The organism is Synechococcus sp. PCC 7502 (genome assembly GCF_000317085.1).
In the GTDB taxonomy this organism is placed as follows: domain Bacteria; phylum Cyanobacteriota; class Cyanobacteriia; order Pseudanabaenales; family Pseudanabaenaceae; genus PCC-7502.
Genome location: NC_019702.1, coordinates 856,181 through 876,081 on the forward strand (window position 1 = coordinate 856,181; position 19,901 = coordinate 876,081).

The 19,901-nt window shown below is 40.1% G+C and carries 23 protein-coding genes and 2 pseudogenes; 9 read left to right on the top strand and 16 right to left on the bottom strand.

Annotated elements, in window-relative coordinates:
* Positions 1–68 precede the first annotated feature (68 nt).
* The 4 genes from SYN7502_RS04255 to SYN7502_RS04270 form a co-directional block, all read right to left on the bottom strand.
* Complete coding sequence (locus tag SYN7502_RS04255) at positions 69–1,274, bottom strand: NAD(P)/FAD-dependent oxidoreductase (RefSeq protein ID WP_015167652.1); 1,206 nt, start codon at positions 1,272–1,274, stop codon at positions 69–71.
* A 179-nt stretch (positions 1,275–1,453) separates the two neighbouring features.
* Complete coding sequence (locus SYN7502_RS04260; protein WP_015167653.1) at positions 1,454–2,686, bottom strand: HhoA/HhoB/HtrA family serine endopeptidase; 1,233 nt, start codon at positions 2,684–2,686, stop codon at positions 1,454–1,456.
* A 163-nt stretch (positions 2,687–2,849) separates the two neighbouring features.
* Positions 2,850–3,287, bottom strand: a complete 438-nt coding sequence (locus tag SYN7502_RS04265; protein ID WP_015167654.1) for an anti-sigma factor family protein — start codon at positions 3,285–3,287, stop codon at positions 2,850–2,852.
* 50 nt (positions 3,288–3,337) lie between these two features.
* On the bottom strand, positions 3,338–3,985 hold the full coding sequence (locus SYN7502_RS04270; RefSeq protein ID WP_041429229.1) for a sigma-70 family RNA polymerase sigma factor: 648 nt from the start codon (positions 3,983–3,985) through the stop codon (positions 3,338–3,340).
* A 222-nt stretch (positions 3,986–4,207) separates the two neighbouring features.
* Between SYN7502_RS04270 and SYN7502_RS04275 the strand changes: the two genes are divergently transcribed.
* The 4 genes from SYN7502_RS04275 (at position 4,208) to SYN7502_RS04290 (ending at position 6,813) form a co-directional block, all read left to right on the top strand.
* Positions 4,208–5,131, top strand: coding sequence for a carbohydrate ABC transporter permease (locus tag SYN7502_RS04275; protein WP_081581042.1), 924 nt, complete (start codon positions 4,208–4,210; stop codon positions 5,129–5,131).
* Between the two features lie 102 nt (positions 5,132–5,233).
* On the top strand, positions 5,234–5,632 hold the full coding sequence (locus SYN7502_RS04280; RefSeq protein WP_015167657.1) for a phasin family protein: 399 nt from the start codon (positions 5,234–5,236) through the stop codon (positions 5,630–5,632).
* The gene (locus tag SYN7502_RS04285) at positions 5,629–6,531 is read left to right on the top strand and encodes a 4-hydroxybenzoate solanesyltransferase (protein WP_015167658.1); all 903 of its coding nucleotides are present in this window, start codon (positions 5,629–5,631) and stop codon (positions 6,529–6,531) included. The genes SYN7502_RS04280 and SYN7502_RS04285 overlap by 4 nt, the downstream gene beginning before the upstream one ends.
* 63 nt (positions 6,532–6,594) lie before the next feature.
* The gene (locus SYN7502_RS04290) at positions 6,595–6,813 is read left to right on the top strand and encodes a Calvin cycle protein CP12 (protein WP_015167659.1); all 219 of its coding nucleotides are present in this window, start codon (positions 6,595–6,597) and stop codon (positions 6,811–6,813) included.
* Between the two features lie 54 nt (positions 6,814–6,867).
* Here SYN7502_RS04290 and SYN7502_RS04295 read toward each other — a convergent pair whose 3' ends face one another.
* From SYN7502_RS04295 to SYN7502_RS04305, 4 genes and pseudogenes are all read right to left on the bottom strand, one after another.
* Positions 6,868–7,998: a 5-(carboxyamino)imidazole ribonucleotide synthase gene (locus tag SYN7502_RS04295; protein WP_015167660.1), complete on the bottom strand. Its 1,131-nt coding sequence runs from the start codon at positions 7,996–7,998 to the stop codon at positions 6,868–6,870.
* A 102-nt stretch (positions 7,999–8,100) separates the two neighbouring features.
* On the bottom strand, positions 8,101–9,888 hold the full coding sequence (gene menD, locus SYN7502_RS04300) for a 2-succinyl-5-enolpyruvyl-6-hydroxy-3-cyclohexene-1-carboxylic-acid synthase (protein ID WP_015167661.1): 1,788 nt from the start codon (positions 9,886–9,888) through the stop codon (positions 8,101–8,103).
* 99 nt (positions 9,889–9,987) lie between these two features.
* Positions 9,988–10,260, bottom strand: coding sequence for a tetratricopeptide repeat protein (locus SYN7502_RS19250; RefSeq protein ID WP_081581087.1), 273 nt, complete (start codon positions 10,258–10,260; stop codon positions 9,988–9,990).
* Positions 10,261–10,360: 100 nt separating this feature from the next.
* Positions 10,361–10,591: pseudogene (locus SYN7502_RS04305) on the bottom strand (transposase); the annotation flags it as partial.
* A gap of 47 nt (positions 10,592–10,638) precedes the next feature.
* Here SYN7502_RS04305 and SYN7502_RS04310 point away from each other — a divergent pair.
* Genes SYN7502_RS04310 through SYN7502_RS21305 form a run of 3 tightly spaced genes read left to right on the top strand, consistent with a single transcriptional unit; the run spans position 10,639 to position 11,511 of the window.
* Entirely contained in the window at positions 10,639–10,950 is a 312-nt protein-coding gene (locus SYN7502_RS04310) for a transposase (protein WP_015168729.1), read from the top strand.
* Positions 10,904–11,326, top strand: a complete 423-nt coding sequence (locus SYN7502_RS21300) for a transposase (RefSeq protein WP_371257799.1) — start codon at positions 10,904–10,906, stop codon at positions 11,324–11,326. Before SYN7502_RS04310 ends, SYN7502_RS21300 begins: the two co-directional genes overlap by 47 nt.
* 2 nt (positions 11,327–11,328) lie before the next feature.
* The gene (locus tag SYN7502_RS21305; protein ID WP_371257841.1) at positions 11,329–11,511 is read left to right on the top strand and encodes a hypothetical protein; all 183 of its coding nucleotides are present in this window, start codon (positions 11,329–11,331) and stop codon (positions 11,509–11,511) included.
* Here SYN7502_RS21305 and tnpA read toward each other — a convergent pair.
* From tnpA to SYN7502_RS20090, 6 genes and pseudogenes are all read right to left on the bottom strand, one after another.
* Positions 11,497–11,712: pseudogene (gene tnpA / locus SYN7502_RS18715) on the bottom strand (IS200/IS605 family transposase); the annotation flags it as partial. The gene SYN7502_RS21305 and the pseudogene tnpA sit on opposite strands and share 15 nt — an antisense overlap.
* Positions 11,705–12,268 (bottom strand): transposase, encoded by a 564-nt coding sequence (locus SYN7502_RS04320; protein ID WP_246828924.1) that lies wholly within the window; start codon positions 12,266–12,268, stop codon positions 11,705–11,707. The pseudogene tnpA and the gene SYN7502_RS04320, both read right to left, overlap by 8 nt.
* A 21-nt stretch (positions 12,269–12,289) precedes the next feature.
* Positions 12,290–12,511, bottom strand: coding sequence for a transposase (locus SYN7502_RS04325; protein ID WP_015167663.1), 222 nt, complete (start codon positions 12,509–12,511; stop codon positions 12,290–12,292).
* A gap of 162 nt (positions 12,512–12,673) precedes the next feature.
* Positions 12,674–13,264, bottom strand: a complete 591-nt coding sequence (locus SYN7502_RS04330; protein WP_051023577.1) for an IS982 family transposase — start codon at positions 13,262–13,264, stop codon at positions 12,674–12,676.
* Positions 13,265–13,268: 4 nt separating this feature from the next.
* Complete coding sequence (locus SYN7502_RS20420) at positions 13,269–13,487, bottom strand: hypothetical protein (protein ID WP_210391322.1); 219 nt, start codon at positions 13,485–13,487, stop codon at positions 13,269–13,271.
* Positions 13,488–13,856: 369 nt separating this feature from the next.
* Complete coding sequence (locus tag SYN7502_RS20090; RefSeq protein WP_144050170.1) at positions 13,857–14,204, bottom strand: DUF4062 domain-containing protein; 348 nt, start codon at positions 14,202–14,204, stop codon at positions 13,857–13,859.
* 184 nt (positions 14,205–14,388) lie between these two features.
* Between SYN7502_RS20090 and SYN7502_RS04340 the strand changes: the two genes are divergently transcribed.
* Entirely contained in the window at positions 14,389–15,045 is a 657-nt protein-coding gene (locus tag SYN7502_RS04340; protein WP_015167665.1) for a Uma2 family endonuclease, read from the top strand.
* Positions 15,046–15,091: 46 nt separating this feature from the next.
* Positions 15,092–15,217: a hypothetical protein gene (locus tag SYN7502_RS20885; protein ID WP_371257800.1), complete on the top strand. Its 126-nt coding sequence runs from the start codon at positions 15,092–15,094 to the stop codon at positions 15,215–15,217.
* Positions 15,218–15,248: 31 nt separating this feature from the next.
* On the opposite strand, the gene SYN7502_RS19565 is transcribed toward SYN7502_RS20885, so the two are convergent.
* Both SYN7502_RS19565 and SYN7502_RS04350 read right to left on the bottom strand, forming a co-directional pair.
* Positions 15,249–17,117, bottom strand: a complete 1,869-nt coding sequence (locus SYN7502_RS19565) for a formylglycine-generating enzyme family protein (protein ID WP_015167666.1) — start codon at positions 17,115–17,117, stop codon at positions 15,249–15,251.
* Between the two features lie 134 nt (positions 17,118–17,251).
* Positions 17,252–19,804, bottom strand: a complete 2,553-nt coding sequence (locus SYN7502_RS04350) for a mannose-1-phosphate guanyltransferase (RefSeq protein WP_015167667.1) — start codon at positions 19,802–19,804, stop codon at positions 17,252–17,254.
* Positions 19,805–19,901 lie beyond the last annotated feature (97 nt).

The window sequence follows — 19,901 nt, forward strand, 5'->3', positions numbered from 1 at the left end:
CCACTTTTCTAACTGGCTAACCAATCTGGCTAAATGATGATGATTATAAGCACCGAATTTAGGTGAATTTAGCGACTACCTTTTAAAAAATCAAATAGTGGGCGACTAAGCCAGTTAAACCCAACTTTAACCTGATGTTGAAATGTAGGCATCCGCAATAAATAGGCAAGGCGACGGGCAATAAGAGCGGGAACCCCTTCAACGCCAAATTGTCCAAATATAGACATGGCGGCATTATCTTTTCCTAGGCTCATAAATTCTCCCAGAGCCAGATAGGTAAAAGGGATCAAAGCGTGCTGATTCAGGCTTGCCCATACATTTCGAGCGCAGTACTGAGCTTGCTGAAATGCAACCTGTGCTGTAGCTGGAAGAATCTGCCCCGCAGGATCACGACACTCGGCTATGTCTCCTAAGGCAAAAATCTGCTCATGCCCTTGAACCTGTAGAGTCGGCTCTATAATAATTTGTCCACGTCCAGAACTATGGGGTAAGTTCAAGCTGCGAGCTAGTTTTGATAGAGAATTACCCACCGTCCACAGCACTATATCCACAGGTAAAGTATCACTGCCACTAGCGTAGTTGAGAAGAATTTCCCCATCGCCAATATGAGCGACATTTGTGCATAAGTCTGTCCAAATTCCTCGACTTGCCAAAGCCCGTTCTGCTGCAATCCGATTAGAAATAGGAGAATTAGCTAAAATACTAGTATTGCGATCTACAATCCTAACTCTCCCAATTCCTTGCAGGCGATCGCTAATTTTACAGGCAAGTTCGACTCCACTTGATCCAGCCCCAGCAATACAAACTCGGATTTTTTCTGGTTTTGACTGTTCTAGCTGTAGTAGCCGTAGCTGCAACCGTTGGGCATCAGCTAAAGTCCGAAAGGGAATTGCATACTCTAAAGCCCCAGAGACCAAATCTACAGGAGTTTCACCTCCCAACGCTAAAACCAATCGATCATACTTAAAGCTAATTACTTCTGTGGGCAGTAAAGAATTAGTAAGACTGACTTGGCAGTTAGCAATATCTATATCCGTAACATTACCCTGCACAAAGCGCACCCCTGACCCTGATAGTAGTTCACTAAAAGTTGGGGCAATTTCCCAAGTCTCTAGTTCGCCTGTAATTAATTCATAGAGCAGAGGACTAAATACAAAACGATCATTACGATCAATCAAAATAATTTCTGGTTGAACTGTCCAAGGTAGTTGGTTTAGTTGTAAGGCAGTATATAAGCCTCCAAAGCCACCACCAAGAATACAAATACGACTCATAAATTACTTTTTGTTAAGGACTCACTTAAATCATAGCAAGACTGCGATCTTGATCCTGACAGAATTATGATCCAAATAAAACATCAGCAGAGTTAAGCATAAAAAAGCAGCCCCATTATGACTGCTCTATTACTCTTATTTAGTTTTTTATTTCTTTAGAGATTAACTAGAGAGATTAATTAGCTTGGTACTTGGGCAGGGAAGTCTCCAGCTTGGACAGCGATTGTTAAGCCTTGACCATTACGTTTGATTTCCACTTGCAGGCGATCGCCCACAGCCTTAGTTTCAACCAACTGTTGGATTCCATCGGCAGAATTGACGCTAGTGCCATCCATTTTCACAATAACGTCACCAGACCTAATGCCAGCAGCAGCAGCAGGGGAGTTAGGTACGACTCTAGTTACAAGTACCCCTTTATCCTCAGTAACATTAATGCCTGCGTTGGGATCGCTGTTAATTTCCTGCTTGACATTAGCATCCAAGGTCACCATCTGAATGCCGAGGTAGGCTCTTTTTACTCCACCTTTTTCGATAATTTGCTTGGCAATGCGTTGGGCAGTTTCAATGGGAATCGAGAAGCCTAGTCCTTGAGCACCCTGAATAATGGCAGTATTTACGCCAATTACTTCGCCCTGTTGATTTAGTAAAGGTCCACCAGAGTTACCGGGGTTAATCGCAGCATCGGTTTGAATAAACTTAACCCGCTTATCTACGCCAATTTCTGTGGAGTTCCGCCCCAAGGCACTTATAATCCCTGCGGTCACAGTGTTATCTAGTCCTAACGGATTACCAATGGCGATCGCCCATTCACCGGGCTGTAAATTTTGGGAAGTACCAAGAGTCACAGTAGGTAGGTTTTGATCCGATATTTTTACCACAGCAATATCTGTGAGGGTATCACTACCTAGAACTTTACCCTCCAACTTTCTACCATCTTTGAGGATTACAGTTACCTTATTTGCCCCATCAACCACATGGGCATTCGTGATAATATCTCCTTCTTTGTTAATAATAAATCCAGAGCCTGTACCTCTTTCTACCCTAGATTGGGGCATCCGTCGGGGTTGCTCATCGCCAAAAAACTGACGAAACATTGGATCATTAAAGACATCGGGCAGGGCTTCGGAAGTTACAGTCCGAGAAGAGTTAATTCTAACTACCGCAGGACCAGTACGGTTTACGGCTTGAGCAATAAAGTTATAGTTACTATCTGGAATGGGAGCTAACGCAACTGTACTAGATTCTTTAGCTACGGCAACAGGTTGGACGGGTAACGGTGCCAGACTTTGAACAGTCGAAGGAGCAACTCGACTTAAAACTGTCCAAGACCCGATAACCACTCCAACTAGAATGAGACTAAAGTATAGAACTACCTTATTTAGCGGTGATTTGTGTTGATCTTTCATAGCCATCTAAAATTATCCACCTGAGTATTTATTTTACAAAAATTTTTTTAATTTATGCCTATTTTACCTATGCTCATTCAGTTAACTCTCTATAGCAATCACCAGTGAACTGTAAATGGGGTTAAGGGGTAAAGCCCCTAACTAATCAATCCGTTTAGGACTGCTACCGTTAACGATTCTTAGGTAAAGACTGAGGTAAAGGTATAATTGGTTCTTCCATTGCCAAAATTAATTGCTCTTCTTTATTAACGGGACTATTGGTGGTTTCCTCTGCTACTTTCCATCTATAGCTAGTAGCTACTGAACCAAAGGTCGCAATCATAATTGCCACAAATGCCGTACCTATAGACAAATTGCGCTGCGATCGCTTTTTAATTTTAGTAATTACCTGATCCACCACATATTCGGTTTTAACAGTAGCGGGAATCGGCAGATCAATTAGTAACTTTTTCACCTTAAGGAGTTGCTGATATTGATGGCGATAGTTAGGGTCGTCCCTAAGCCACTGCTCAACTTGAATTTTTTCCGCACCAGTGACCTCATTGTCCACATAGGCACTTAACAATTCAAATCGCTCTTGAGCAGGATTTTTACCATGAATGCTCATCTGATTACCTCGTCTATATCATTCCATCTGGATAAATTCATAGCCGTAAACTAGATACTCGATAAATAGGGTTGTAATTGTTCTTGTAGTTTTAGTCTAGCTCTTGCAATGCGAGATTTTACAGTTCCTAAGGATACACCTGTAATTTCGGCAATTTCTTCATAGGTCAGCCCTTCAATTTCTCTCATCACGATTGTGGCACGAAAGCCCTCAGGTAGTTCAGCGATCGCTAGACGTAAATGCTCATAAAATTCCTGAGTAGATAAGGTTTCCACTGGACCTGGACGATCACTGGGTAATTCCCAATCAATTTCATCTCCATCTAACATTTGCAGAGGATTATCTAAGGACAAAGGATTGCCTACCCGCTTCCGCTTCCGCAATTCGTCATAGAATAAATTAGTAGTAATTCGACTCAGCCAGCCTCGAAACTTTTCAGGCTCATTGAGCTTTTTGATATTGCGATATACCCTCAGCCATACCTCTTGGGCTAGATCAGCCCGATCCTGCCAGTCGGGGGCAAGTTTGTATAGAACCTGATCGACGTAGGATTGGTGAAGACGCATTAGGGCAGCAAAAGAAGATTGATGGGGCTGTAAACCTTTCTGACACAAACGCACTAAATCGACACTAGAAAGCTCTGACACAGGGGATGACTCATACCTGATTTTTGTTGACCAAGATAGACTGTAGCTCATTATATTAGTACCGTCTTCAGTTGTTGCAAATTTAGCTGTAATTTTTACCTTAGACCTATGACGAAGCAAGTATAACCTTGTTCCAAAATTTCAGTACTCCCAAAAAAATTGACATGAATTTAACAAAAGCCATCACCATCTTCATCTCTGGCATCTTTACGATTCTTGATGGAACTGGCTCCTAAAATGGCAACAGCCAACCCTTAAAATTTAGTGAAAGGCATGACACAACATATCTCTTCAAAGGAGCAGAATTTGAATATTAAATCAACAAAAGTAACAGGAACTAAAATCAGTGCTTGGCTAGATGATCAGGCGATCGCTGCATGGGTATTTTTAGCACCTGCTCTGTTAATTTTAGGCATATTCGTCTTATTTCCTGTCCTTTATATGGCTTACCTGAGCGTTACTGATGGACATTTAACCTTAGGTGGTGTGCGTTGGGTAGGATTAAATAACTATGTGAGATTACTTAAAAATCCAGACTTCTGGCAAATTCTTGGTAATACCATTTACTTTACGTTTTGGACATTAATCCCCAGCATTGTCTTACCTCTGGGTTTAGCGGTATTGTTAAATCGTAATTTTGTGGGTAAGGGTTTCTGGCGATCACTATTCTTTTTACCCTCTGTAGTGTCAATTGTGGCAGCAGGTTTAGGGTGGCGGTGGCTTTTTCAGCCTGACGGAATTATTAATGGCATTTTTGGACTAAATCCCCCTTTAGCATGGTTTAACGATCCCAACTTGGCAATGGCGGTATTAATCTTGCTCAGTATTTGGAAACAATTGGGATTTAATATGGTGGTATTTTTAGCAGGATTACAGGCAATTCCTCAAAGTCGCTATGAAGCTGCCGAACTAGATGGAGCAGATGCTTGGGCGCAGTTTTGGCATATTACGATCCCTGGATTAAGACCAACAACAATTTTTGTCGTAATTTCTACGGTGATCTTTACCTTTAGAAGTTTTGAACAGGTGTATGTAGTTACAGGCGGTGGACCTTTGAATGCTACAAATATTTTGGTTTATTACATTTATGAACAGGCATTCGGGATGTTTGATTTTGGCTATGCAGCGGCAGCAGCAGTATTAATGCTAGTGGTAGTTTTGGGTTTAGTGTATGCCCAGTTAAAAATCTCTGATTAGGTTAGTACGGTATTAACTTAGATTTTGATCTTGATAAATTGATCTTGGTAAAATAGGCGTACTTGCAATCCTGTATTTGCATTCACCGAGAGAATCAAAATTATGATGAATCCCTTTAGTAACATTGTCCAAAAAGCTTTTTATCTGGGTATGGGACTGGCATCGGTAGCAGGGGAAAAGGCGGGTTCCACCCTGAATGAGCTTAGAACCCAAGCCACAAAATTAGCAGAAGAGCTAGTAGAAAGAGGAGAAATGACTACGGAAGAGGCAAGAAAATTTGTTGATGACATGATCCGTCAATCCCAAAAGTCTCAAGATCAAATTAACCAAGACCAAGTTAAAACTGGAGGTAATTACTCTGCGCCTCGTACTATTAATATTGATGATGAAGGAGACCTAGATCAAAATCCCCAAGCAAAATCCCCTAGTGATGATGATTTAGATGCTCTGCGCTCAAAGGTTCAGCAATTGCAAGCAGAACTGCGTAAAATTCAGCAATGACTACTTCTAATACTTTTTCTAGCACTTTTAAGTCCATAGTTAAACTCCTGCGCTGGGATAAGCCCGAAGGTCGTTTGATCTTAATGATTCCTGCGCTCTGGTCTTTATTATTGGCAGCTAAATCTTTATGGCAACTACCTCCCCTTGATTTACTCGGAGTGATAGTTTTAGGAAGTTTGGCAACTAGTGCGGCGGGTTGTGTGGTTAATGATCTATGGGATCGAGATATTGATCCTTTGGTGGAACGGACTAAACATCGCCCTTTGGCGGATCGATCGCTCTCAGTTAAGCTGGGCATTGGTGTTTTAATAGTTGCTACGCTCTGTGCTTTTTTTGCGGCGGCATATCTTAACCCCTTGAGCTTTGGGTTGGCGGTGGCTGCTGTACCTGTAATTGCAATTTATCCTGCTTGTAAGCGTATTTTCCCTGTACCCCAGTTGGTTTTATCCATTGCGTGGGGCTTTGCGGTGTTAATTCCTTGGGCAGCGATGACGGGATATTTAAATCAAAATACATGGATTTTATGGGCGGCAACTTTGGCTTGGACTATGGGGTTTGATACGGTTTATGCTTTAAGCGATCGCCCCGATGATCTGAAAATTGGGATTAAATCTAGTGCAATCTTTTTTGGTAAGTTTACACCTCAAGCGATCGGATTATTTTTTCTGCTGACGGATTCTCTGCTGATTTGGCTAGGGATTAGCATGAACTTGGGATATTTTTATTTTGGTTGTGTGGCGATCGCCTTGGGTATTTGGATATGGCAATATCTTAAAATTTCGGCACCAGCACCTGAAAGCTCGATTTATCAAAGTATTTTCAAACAAAATGTGGCGATCGGGTTTTTAGTGTTACTAGGTATGTTTAGTAGTGAAATTAGAAACTTAAGCATTTGGTAATTATTAGAACCATAGGTAAATTTACGATTCTGTTACAATGTAATTTAGTAAGTAATAAAAACTATGACTAACATTCAAGAAAAAATCAAAGAAGAGCTACAAATTGCCCGTGACGCTTGTGAAGTTAACGGTACTAACTCCGTCGAATGTGCTGTAGCTTGGGACACTGTAGAAGAGCTTCAATCTGAGGCTGCTCACCAAAAAGAACATGGTAAGAACTCCCTTGAAAAGTTCTGCGATGATAATCCTGATGCGGCTGAATGCCGAATTTACGAAGACTAATAACTTAAAACCCAATCCTAATTTATGTCTGTGAGTCAACTTCACAGGCTTTTTTTATGGCTGCCAAATTGCATTGATAGTTGAGATCGTCTGTTCAATATTTTCATAGTTTTCCATCAAGACAGTAACATGACCAAGCTTACGCCCTATCCTAGAAATATTTTTGCCGTACCAATGCACAGAACAATTGGGTAATTTTTCTAACTGGTGGCGAATATCCACATACTCTGACTCCACGTTTTCATAGCCTAAGAGATTTACCATTACTGCTACGGGCGATCGCATCGAAATATCACCTAAAGAGTTATAGGTTACTATTCTTAAAAGTTGCTCAAACTGGGAAGTATGACAAGCTTCAATCGTGTAATGCCCGGAATTATGGGTACGAGGGGCAATTTCATTAACGCTAACCTTGCCATCAGCAGTTAAAAAATATTCAATGCCAAATATACCGACTGCATCTAGGTTGGTGACGATCGCCTTAGCAATTTCCTGAGCCTGAGTAGCGATCGCTTGATTAATGCGGGCAGGGGCAATGACATGGGTACAAACTTGATTTAACTGATGGGTTTCCACCACGGGATAGGTTAGGCATTCTCCAGTGCTAGAACGAGCAATCATCACTGCCAACTCCACCACAAAATCTACTTTTTCTTCGACTAGGGCGGGAACCTTACCCATGCTGTGCCAAGCATCTCTTAACTCTGCCTCGGAATTCACAATTCTTGTACCTTGACCGTCATAACCATTGCGGCGGGCTTTTAGTACTAGGGGAAAGGAAATTGGTTGAGTGGATAAATCTGCTGCTGTTGTGATTGCCGAGAACTTGGGAACAGGAATTCCATGCTCTTGCAGATAACTTCTCTGCGTATATTTATCCAGTAGAGGCTCTAAGGTTTGCAGACTAGGGATAAACTTTGTGCCAGCATCCGCCAAAACCTGTAATTTTTCCAAATCCACAAACTCATTTTCAAAGGTAATCACATCTACATATTGAGCTAACTCGGCTGTTGCCTTAGCGTCATCAACTTTACCTAAGATAATTTTCTCTGCCCAAGTTACCGCAGGATCATCTAATCCCTGTGCCTGTACTGCTATGGATATATCTAATTCTTGTGGTTTAGAGGCGATCGCCATCATTGCCGCCAACTGTCCGCCGCCAATTATTCCTACCTTGATTGTCAATATTTTGTCCTACCAATTCATGCCTAATTCAACATAACCGATCTATAGTCCAAATATATAATTTATGATTGGCGAAAATTCCTAGGCTCTTTTAGGGTCTTTTTAATCAAGGCTGGCAGTATTTACCTCTGAAATTACATATTGCCAAAACTGTTGATGCAGTTTTTGATTGATCTGGCGATCACTTTTAATTTCTAAGACTTGAGTACCTTGAGTTTGTAAGGATTCTAATACAGCTTCTTGCAGGTGTTGCCAATTTTGAATCTTGACATAATCGCAGCCGTATGACTTGACAATGGGAGCAAAATCTAAGCCGTGGGCAGTACCAAAAAACTCCTCAAAGGGTGGATTAAATTTAGCAATAGGTAACATTTGAAAAATACCACCACCATCATTATTTAATAAAATTACAGTTAAATTAATTCCATATTTCTTCACTGCCATTAATCCATTGAGATCATGGTAAAAAGCTAAATCTCCACAAATTAAAATCATGGGGCGATCGCAACCCCAAGCGGCTCCTAAGGCTGAAGATAAAGTGCCATCAATACCATTAGCTCCCCGATTTACTAGGACTGGAATTGAGAGATCGCTATGGAAGAAACTATCTAAATCTCGAATTGCCGTACTATTAGCCACATATAAATATGTATATTCTGGCAACCATTGCGCTAACTCACTATAAACTTTGCCGTCAAATAAAGTATGAATTTTACTTAAGAAATTATTAACAGCAGCTTTAGTAATTGATTCTATATTTGTAAATTTTTGCTGCCAACTTATTTGCTCATAATTAGGTGGTTGATAATTATTAGTTTTTAAATAATTAGTTACTTCCAAACAAAAATTAATTGGGTCAGCATTAATAATTTGTGCGAAGTTATGAGTCGGATCAGTATTTTTGCCATTACCAATTATAATTTGTTGAGTAATTTGCTGAGTCTGATTTTGCAGCCAAAGTTGATACGCCTTCGATGTGGGCATGGCTCCAAACCTGATTACTAAGTCGGGAATATGAGTCTGGGTAAATTGGGGCGATCGCAAAAAACTATCGTAGTGACTAATTACGCCATGCCGATTCATCCCCGTAGCTTCAGCCAAAAGAGGATAACCTGTAGCAATTGCTAAAGCTTTAACTGCTGCTTCAAATTTTGGTTTAATTTCTAAAGGAACATCATAAACTCCAACCACAATTATGCCTTTGGGATAGCTTTTAAGCTGGTCAGCAATTTGAGCGATCGCCGATTCAGATAAGATATTTTTCCCCTTAATTGTTTGAATGTGAGATTTCTGATTTAAGTTCTGATCTAATTGCAAAGGATAATCTGCGAAATTAGGAAGTAATGGATCGGCAAAGGCAAAATTGAGATGGACTGCCCCTGCTAGGGTAAACGATTCTCCTCTGGCAATAGATACACTATGACTGATCAGCGATCGCAAGTAATTTAACTTAAACTCGCTAATCTCAGGAGTTCCCACCTCAAAAAAATAGCGAGTATGATTTCCATACATTTGGATTTGATCGATGGTTTGTCCTGCACCACAGTCCCTTAATTCCGGTGGGCGATCGGCTGTCATTACCACTAAGGGAATTTCACTATAGAATGCCTCGATAATTGCTGGATAATAATTTGCAGCGGCTGTCCCAGAGGTGCAAACTAAAGCCACGGGTTGCTTGGTAACTTTGGCTAGACCCAAGGCAAAAAATCCTGCCGATCGCTCATCAATATGTACTAATAGCTGTAAATCTTGATGAAATTCTCTGTAGTTGGCACAGGCTAAAACCAAAGGAGTGGAACGGGAACCTGGGGAAATACAAATTGTGCGTACGCCCGAGCGATAGAGTTCATCCACAACAATATTTGCCCAGATCGTATTGGGATTAGTCATAATTCAAATATGAGTATCCAGAATAATCATTGTTTGGCATCTATTAGTAGTTTTAATTGTTCTCGGTTAATCATATTTGGCTACTAATTCAGATGTTTTTTAATATTCCAGTTCCTTAACTTTAAGAAGATCAACTCGACGTTTAAGCTCAGACTCTATCTCAAGTTCTAACACTTTATTGAAATCATCAGTTGCTGCTTGAAAATCTCCAAAAGAATTTTTCGCCTCGCCTCGATTTTTGTATGCCTGAGCAAATTTTGGATCGATTTCTATAGCTTTGATAAAATCAGCGATCGCCCCTTGATAGTCTTTAAGAAAGTATTTTGCTTTACCCCGATTATTATACGCAAGAGTATAGAGCCTATTTGAGATCTAATTTTGTGCAAGCCTTATGAGCATTAGCCTTAGGAAACAGAGGTTCAATTTCGTTTTAGCAATGAATAACCCCGCCGCAAGCGGCGGGGTATCCAACTTAAAAGAGTTCTAGCTGATTATTTATGTGTAAGCCTGTGTAATCTTTTCCTTGAGCTTCTACATACTTTTTAACTATTCCTTCGTTTCCATGCTTTCCAACTATACTTGCGTAATACCCGTCACTCCAAAATTCACCTCCCCACAATTTTTTCTTGACCCATGGGCATTTCTTAAATATTTCTCTTGCTGTTAGACTTTTGATCAGTCTTACCAATTTTGTAACGCTATAGAGCCTGTTTCATATCTATTATGAGCAAGATGTATGATGCTTAGAAAATGCTAAATCCATACTCAAGTAGCCTAACAGATAAAGAATGGGAAATTATAGAACCATTGCTCCCAAAGAAAAAGCAAACTAGACCACCAACTTGGACAAAAAGACAAATTTTAGACGGCATACTCTACCAACTTAAAAACGGTTGTAATTGGCGAGATATGCCCCGAGACTTACCACCATTCTCTACAGTGTATCGATACTACAAGGAGTGGAAAGATACAGGTACATTTACTGCGATTATGGAAGCTTTGCATGCAACAGCCCGTGAACAGTCAAAAAAAATCAAAATGGACAACTTTAATCATCATTGACTCACAAGCAGTGAAAAATACTTGTAATGCAAGTATAGAATCCAAGGGCTTCTGCTCCTACAAAGCAACTAACGGGATCAAAAGACATTTAGCCGTTGACACTCTGGGATTTCCTTTCTTTACCTATTTAACAAGAGCAAATGTATCAGATGACCAAGGACTGATTGAAATGTTAACGATTAACATTGATTACTTCAAATCGAAGCCAGATGACATTACCCTAACTACGATATTGCTGGATAGTGGTTATCATATCGAAAAATTGACGACTGATTTACAGAAGGTTTATCCTGAGATTATGACTAAGATTAGGTTTGAAATTTCTCCTAAGGTATCAAAGCAACAGAAGGCAGAAAAGGTCTGTCTGGGTTTGTAGTTGTGCCGACAAGGTGGGTAATTGAAAGGTCAAATGCTTGGGTTGAAAGATGCAAAATCTTAGTTAAGAACTTTGAGAGAACTCTCGTTAATGCTACAGCTAAACTCAATCTTTGCTTTATTCGCTTGATGCTAAAAGAATTGCTACTCATGAGATATGAAACAGGCTCTATATGTCGGTACTGATTGAACAAGATAATGAACATGATCTTTATCTACTCCTATTTCTAAAAATTTAACCTCATATCGTTTCTCTATCTCTAAACAAACTTCTTTTAGTACCTGATCTACTTCTTGATCAAATACCGCCCTTCAATATTTTGCTGGAAATACAAGATGATATATCAATACACTTACGTTATGTTTTTTGTGTATATATTCACTCATTCCTGAATGTTAATCGAAAGCCGCCCCAACGGGCGGGGAATTTACCCAAGAGATTAAAAAGAGTCCTCTCATAGTTCTTAACTAAGATTTTACATCTCTCAACCCAAGCATTTGACCTTTCTACTATCCATCGCATCTTTAGGGGTACAAAGCCTGACTTACCTGCTGCTGTTTTTTCTGCCTTTGTTAGTTTAGGAGATTGCTCAGACTTAATCTTACTCATGATCTTTGGGTAGATTTTCTCTAGTTCCTCCATAGTCTTCTTAGGATGATAACCATCATCTACAAGTATTGTAATCTTGGGAATATTCATAGGCTTAGCTTTGAAGTAATCTATGTTTTCAGTAAACATTTCGATTAATCCTTGGTCATCAGTAACACTAGCTTTGGTGCAATGGGTAAAAAATGGAAATCCTAGGCTATCAACGGCTAAGTGTCTTTTAATCCCATTAATACATTTGTAAACACAAAATCCTTCAGCATTACAAGTATTCTTTGTTGCCTGAGAATCAACCATGATTAATGTTGTCCATATTCTTTCTTTTAGTCTGTACACGCACCATGCTATGAAGTTTAATTACGCCTTCATTTCGCCATTGCTTGTAGTGCCAGAATACGGTTGAGTTGGTGGTAGATCTTTGGATAGGTCAATCCAATTACATCCATTCTTGAGTTGATATAAAACACCGTTAACAATTTCCCTTTTTGTCCAATTTGAAGGTCGGGTCTTCTTTCTCTCTGGTAACAGTGGCTCTATGATTTCCCATTCTTTACCTGTTAAGCTGCTTGTGTACTGCATTTTAGCTCTATACTAACATTTATAGATGTCAAATAGGCTCTATATAACCACCAAAATGAGCAGCTAATTCAGGAGACCTCAGAACCTTTTTAATTGTAACTATCTCTTCATCTCTAGCGTCCTCCATGTCTTGGATACCAAATCGAGATTCGAGTAAATAACCTAAGTTGCTACCCATAGATTAACGCTAAGAGCAAGGACAAAGAGCATAGCTTTAAGCTCAAATCCCTTAGCCGTGACAGCATGAATAGATTTAGGTAAAAGTTGGGATATTAAACTGCCAGTGGTTTCAATAACTTTGCGCTTATGGTGTTGAAGAAACTGAACATAACCAGCAAGAGGTCGAGTTGAGCTGCTTTTTCGCATAGCTGAGAGCTGGATATTTTCGGCTTCAAGCAACAAATCCTCAACCTCATAATCGTTGTAAGCTCTATCTGCATAGACCACAGAGCCTTCAGGTAAATCAAATGGAAATACTCTCAAGCCCTTAACATCAGCAAATGAACCATTAGTTAGAAAAAATTCCACAGGCTCTCCTGACTCCGTCACCATCAGATGAATTTTAATACCATAAAAGTATCTTCTCTTGCTGGCTTGATAGCCTCGATACTCTTGTTTGCCATCATAGATTTTTGACCTTGGAATGCGGATATTGGCACAGACAGGTATGGGAAAACTATCAATGCTGTAAACCCATTCCGTGTTTAGTTGTTTCCATGTTTGCCCCAACGCTTCAAACAATATCAACAGCATTTGCTCAACTCGATATAGTCTGCGGTTGATCTGATAAATATTTTCTTTCCCTCTCGTAATTTCTACAAAAATACATAGTGGCAACTATAGCGGTGGTCATTACTTCGCCATCACTCATTTCTTGTTGTCGATCACCACGATGATTCATTGCTCTTAGAATGTCATCGCATAAGCAATAAATCGCTATAATTTCATCATTCATTTTTCTTGCTGCTACTTGCATCTTTTCCTTTGTAGCAGATTTCTTTCCCTCAGCTATTAGGTAGCAACTTGGGTTATTAAAATTAACAGTGCTTTGAGCATTTGCTAAAGTCTTTAAATCTATGATTGAAGAGGGAGATGTCTGAACTGATTGAGTGTGTGGTCTAATCGCCTGTTCTGTGATTTTTGCTGCTTTCTTTTCTCTATCTACTTTAGCAATATCTTGAATAGATGTTGTAATGTGACGATAAACTTTCTCTCTAAATTCTGAAATATCTGCATATTCATCTGTAAGATTTTTGAAATTCTGTTTGTATTGTTGAAGTTGATCATACTGTTGTTGATCAACATTTGATAGTGAAACTGGTTTATCTGAAAAGTAAATAATACATCATTTTCCATTAGCAGTAGATCTTTCGATTTCTTCTATAGTGCCTGATTCTGCATCAAGAGTTGGAGTACCAATACGAGTCCAGAAAATGCCAATCAAAAGATCACAACTATCTACAAGTTGACGATTAATAGCTGTCTGTGCGCTCACTCCACTATTTGGCGTAGCATCTGTTTCCCAGTCAGTAGGAAGCAAAACTATTGCCTTACTTTCAGCGTGGATTGAATTCCATCGAGCAATTTCTTCCCTGACTATCTTTCTTTCGTCTGTAACGTCTCTTGGACTGGCAATTAGAACTCGATATAACTTTGTTTCAATTGTGGCGTTGCAGATATAGGTATGAAATATACAAACCTAAGAAATTAAAGCTTATGCTGGATATTATTCCTAGCCTTTAAACAATATTTGGTTCATACTAAACTCTGCAACGCCCAATTGTCATATCCTGGGATTTAAGTTAGTAGCTTTTTATGCAGGATAGTTTTATGTGTATTCTATAGTTGTGCCTCTGTTATGATTTTAAGCCACAATTATGGTTACACTTCCTTGGACAATTAACCCAGCTCCACAAATCCAAGAAAAGCGGGTTACCCTTGATGGCATAACTTGGGAATCTTATCAACAAATTCTCCATGCCCTGCCCCAGAAACGCACTAGTCACCTTACGTATGATTGTGGAACTTTAGAAATTACCATGCCATTAGAAAGTCATGAATGGGCAAGTGAGCTAATCGGTTTATTCATTCGCATTCTGACAGTAGAGATGGGTTTAAAGCTTAAATCTCTAAGATCAACAACTATAAATCGTCAAGACCTTGATCGTGGAGCAGAACCAGACTGTGCCTACTATATTCAAAATCAAGCCAAAGTTGCAGGAAAAACTATTGATTTTACCCAAGATCCACCACCTGATCTAGTTGTAGAAGTTGATATTACCCATACCGATATTGATAAAAATCGCATTTATGCCAGTATGGGAGTACCTGAATTTTGGAGATATAACGGCAGAGAATTAAAGATTTATAAATTAGAGCAAAACACATATCTAGAATGCGATCGCAGCCCTACATTTAATTGGATTGATAAAGAATATCTATATGGCTTTTTAGAGGATGCTCAAAAAGACGAAGTTGAGGCGGAAATTAAACTTCGCTCCTTTGTTCAACAAGTGCTAAAAAGTGATCGCTAGTTAGGGAATGCGATGGCGATCAGTTTAGTGGATACTTACCGAAAAAGTGATCGCTAATTATGGTTTAGTCGTAGATAGCCTCAAAACTGCTGCTGATCTATCTAATCTATTTGCTCCAGAACATTTGGAACTAGTGAAGGATTACCATCCCACGGTGATTCCGTTAGACTGAGGCTTCAAGACTTGTAAATTGCAAATGAATTTCAGAGTGAAACCGCTACCCTAAACCCCACATGGTTTAACCAAATATCTGCCCCGTAGCGATGACGACTGGCAGCACGACACCTACCTGCCACATTAAACCAAGACCCACCGCGAAGCACTCTTTCTAAATTTTGCTCCGATTCCTGCCATGCCTTACCGTCAGTGGGAGCATTTTGATAATTTTCATGCCAAGGATCGGCGCACCACTCCAAAACCTGTCCGTGCATGTCATACAGTCCATAGCTGTTAGCCGCATCAAAACTACCAACATCTATAGTTTGTTCTCGATATGCTCCTGTTGCTCCAAATCCGTAGGCGTAACTACCGTCATAGTTAGCGATTTCAGACGAAATGGTTTCGCCAAAACAAAATGGATGCTTTGTACCAGACCGACAAGCATATTCCCATTCTGCCTCAGTGGGCAACCGATATTGAATCCCAGTTTTAATGGCGAGGCGATCGCAAAACTCCACGGCATCATACCAAGATACATTTTCGACAGGATGATTATCTCCTTTGAAGCAGGAGGGATCAGGTTCTAGTTTTTTATTGACGGGTGGTAAGGCGGCGATCGCTCGCCACTGTGCTTGCGTAATTGGAAACTTACCCATAAAAAATGGTGTCACCGCCACCCAATGCATCGGACTTTCGCTACTTTCATGCCCTGTTTCGGTACGAGGAGAACCCATGCGAAAAATACCACCGGGAATATATACCATCTCTAAGTCAATATTAGGTTCTAGGGCGTACTTAAAAAACTTAGTTCGATGGGAACGGCTGCGGCGAACTTGTCCTTGGGCATTAATTTTGAGGACGGTAAATTCAAATTCCTCGTTATATATTAAATTCATTACACTAAGTTGGCAGTCGATACTAATGACGTTAAAACAAGCATTTAGTTTCTTGATATAGTGCCATTCTTCAAGCTTGAAGGCTGATTGGATCAGTTGAGCTAGGTCTTTAATTTTAGTAGTAATTTCGGTATTAACGGTAAATTCGCTAAGCTCAATGTTTGCTAATTTGAGCCATGTTTCCATAAACTCAATGACATAGGATTGAAGATAAGACTTATCTTGAAAATGACTTAAGCTCAGGGCGAAGTCAAGGCTAAGACTATATTGAATGCTGTGACTTAGGCTTTGATAAATTGTCTGGAAGTGGTGGATCAGGGATTTTTCCAGTTCTAAACTAGGTGCGCCAGTCCCGAAATAGCCGTGCAAAAGCTCTGGCAGTAAGGGTGATATCCCCAATTCCAAAAAATGTTGATCCAGTTGCAAAGCTATATAAATTTCGACAAAGCTAGGTATTATCTCTAGCCAATTATCTCGAAATTCCTGCCATGATTGCGCCAAAGTTTGCAGATCAATGGAGAAAGATTTTAATAAGCAGGTTTCCCAATGCTCTCGCCAATAACCCGAACATAAATTTAGACTTTGCTGCTCCAGATTTTGGTAAGGGTTGGCGTAACCTGTATCTATAACTATGACGGATTCAGTATTTAAGATATTAAATAGGGTGGCGATCGCCCGCTCTTGACAAAAATCAGGGTTAAACCAATTGCCTACATATAACTGTACTGTCCGCCCTAATTGGGCATACAGATTACAAAGTTCTTGGGTTTTGTGGGCAATTACTTGAAAGGGGAAATCCTCTTCGTCACCTCCTAAAAATATGGAAATAATCGGCGATCGCTTACTTTGGGAGTTAGGTTTAGAGTTCAGAAGTTCATAGATAAGCGGGTAAATTGGAGAAGCTTGTAATAATTCTGGTTTGGGAAAGTCAGCTTTGGCAGCCAGAGATTTGCCTTGGGAAGCATCAGCAATGTACGCTACCAGATATTCCTGAACTTGATCCCAATATCGCCCCATTTGAACTTACTAAGTTAATTTTATTAAGTTAATTTAAGACCATTTAATTATCCAATTAATGGTTCTGATCTAGAGGGTGGGGTTTCACCCCTGAATCCCAAAAGCATAAACCTGCTTTCTTTAACACTACCCAATTAATTATCTAAAAGAGAAGAATCCTTAGATAAAGCCACTTGCATTTTACAGAAAGAATCAATGTATTCGCTAAACTCTTGCATTTGTTGTTGTACCCAATTTTGTTGATCCGAGTAATTATTACTATTAACATAGAGATTAATCACTGGATCACCCGCATCAGGTAGTATTAATACCCAGTTATGATTTTCATAAAATATTTTGACTCCATCGGTTAAATCCAAGGGGTTCTGATTATGAGATTCGACAAGATGCCGCATCAGAGAACCTTTGACACTCCAAGGACATTTGATAACGTTTGTATCATAGTGAAACTTAGGTAAATCCAGCCGTACTTGAGATATGGTGCGCTCCTGTACTGTAATCCACTCAATAATTTTAGCGATCGCAAACATGGCATCAAAGCCGCAATGTAATTTAGGAAAAATAAATCCCATTTCCGCACAGCCACCTAAAGCCACATTTTTTTCCTTAGAACAGGTCAGCATCACTTCGGTGGGATTAGATTTAGTCCGAATTACCTTTCCTTGATGCTTGGCGGCAATTTCATCAATCACACCAGAGACAGATACTGGCACAACCACAGAACCCGTAGGATATGCTGTTAAAGCCATTTCCATTAATACAGCCGTTAATAACTCTCCTTGAATCGGATAACCAGTATCATCAATTAAAATTAAACGCTCACCATTGGCAGATACCTGTACCCCAAAGTTTGCCTTTAGTGCCGTTACCACATCACTGAGTTGAGTCAGAAGGCGATGGCGTTCGCTCATAGGCGGAGCAATTTGATTGAGGCTGGCATTTAAGACTATTACCTCACTGCCAAACTTACCTAAAATTCTGGGTAGTACTGCTCCAGAAACTGCATAGACATAGTCAATGACTACTTTTTTGCAAGCACTATAGCGAATGGTATCAATATTTAGGTTTTGGGAAAAGCCACTATTGTAGTAATCGACAATGCGGGAAGGATAGCTAATTTCGCCAATTTCTTCAATGCGGGCGCGGCGAAAATCCTCCTTAAAATAGGTGCTTTCAATCTTCTTTTCTTGGGGTTTGCTGATATTAATCCCATTACTATCTAAAAATTCAATTAACACATGATCGTGGCGATCAGGATGAATCCGCACATGCACGCCTCCAACTACACCAAGGGTGGGAGCAATAAACCTAGAAATCGGAATAGCAGTTGCTTCGAGGTTTTGAATATTTACGCCCACTGACATTAAGCCTGAAATTAGCGATCGGGTCACCATACGGCAAATTGGACGTTGATCCCGTGAAACCATAACTTGGGCACCGGGACGCAGAGTGGCTCCATAGGCTGCCCCCAGCTTCACCGCAAACTCAGGAATAATTTCGACATTTGCCAAACCCGAAACACCTCGATGTCCGAATAAATTGCGACTGACGGTAATTCCCCAAATTAAGTTGTGGGTGAGAATAGTTCCCGTTTCTACTTTTTTGCTGGGCCAAATTCTGACATTAGGACAAATCCTGACCTCTTCTTCGATCACGCAACCAGAGCCAACTACTGCTCCTTCCATGACTTGACTGCGGCGGCTAATTCTAGCATTACGAGCGATCACACAAGCCCAAATATGACACTCTTCGCCAATAATTACACTATTGCCAATAATTGGACGCTGGAGGTCGGAGTTGGCACCAATAGTAACGTGATCACCAATGATTGTTCCCGCCGAAATTGTGACTCTAGCTGCGATCGAACAGTTATTACCAATCATGACTGGAGGCTCTATCTGCACAGAGGGATCAATGAAAGTATTATGTCCCACATAGACACCCGTGCGTTGCTGTCCATAGCTCAAATCTAAAAAAACTCGACCACGAATGGCATCATACTGAGACTGGCGATAGGTTTCTAGAGAACCAACATCACACCAATAACCCTCAGCAACATAGCCAAACATGGGAACCGATCGCTCGAGTAAAATCGGAAATAAATCCTGAGAAAAGTCACTGGGAGTATTAGGCTCAAGGTATTGCAAAACCTCTGGCTCAAGGATATAAATACCTGTATTGACCGTATCAGAGAAAACTTCACTGGTCGACGGCTTTTCTAAAAAACGTTGGATGCGATACTCTTCGTCCGTAATCACTACCCCAAATGCCATCGGTTCTTTAACTCTATGTAAAATTAAAGTGGCTTGAGATCGCTTGTCCCTATGAAATTTAATTGCTGCCGTTAGGTCAAAGTCAGTAATACTATCACCACTAATTACTAAAAAAGTCTGATCTAAGAGTCCCTCAACATTTTTGACACAACCTGCTGTCCCGAGGGGTTGCTCTTCTTCGACTACATAGCGCATTTTGACATCAAAATCACTACCATCACTAAAATAATCACGAATTACATCTGGCAAATAGTGCAGTGTCGCAATAATTTCTAAAATCCCATGGCGTTTAAGGAGGTTAATAATATGCTCGGTGATGGGACGATTTAAGATCGGCACCATTGGTTTGGGTAGATCGCAGGTTAGTGGTCGCAGCCTTGTACCTGTTCCGCCTGCCATTAGCACTGCTCTCATGGGTGACTCCAGATAAACCTGTTATTCCTAGCCTATTACCTATAGATATTAACTTAGATTATTTATTGCAAACCATTTACTAACAAAATTGCATTTA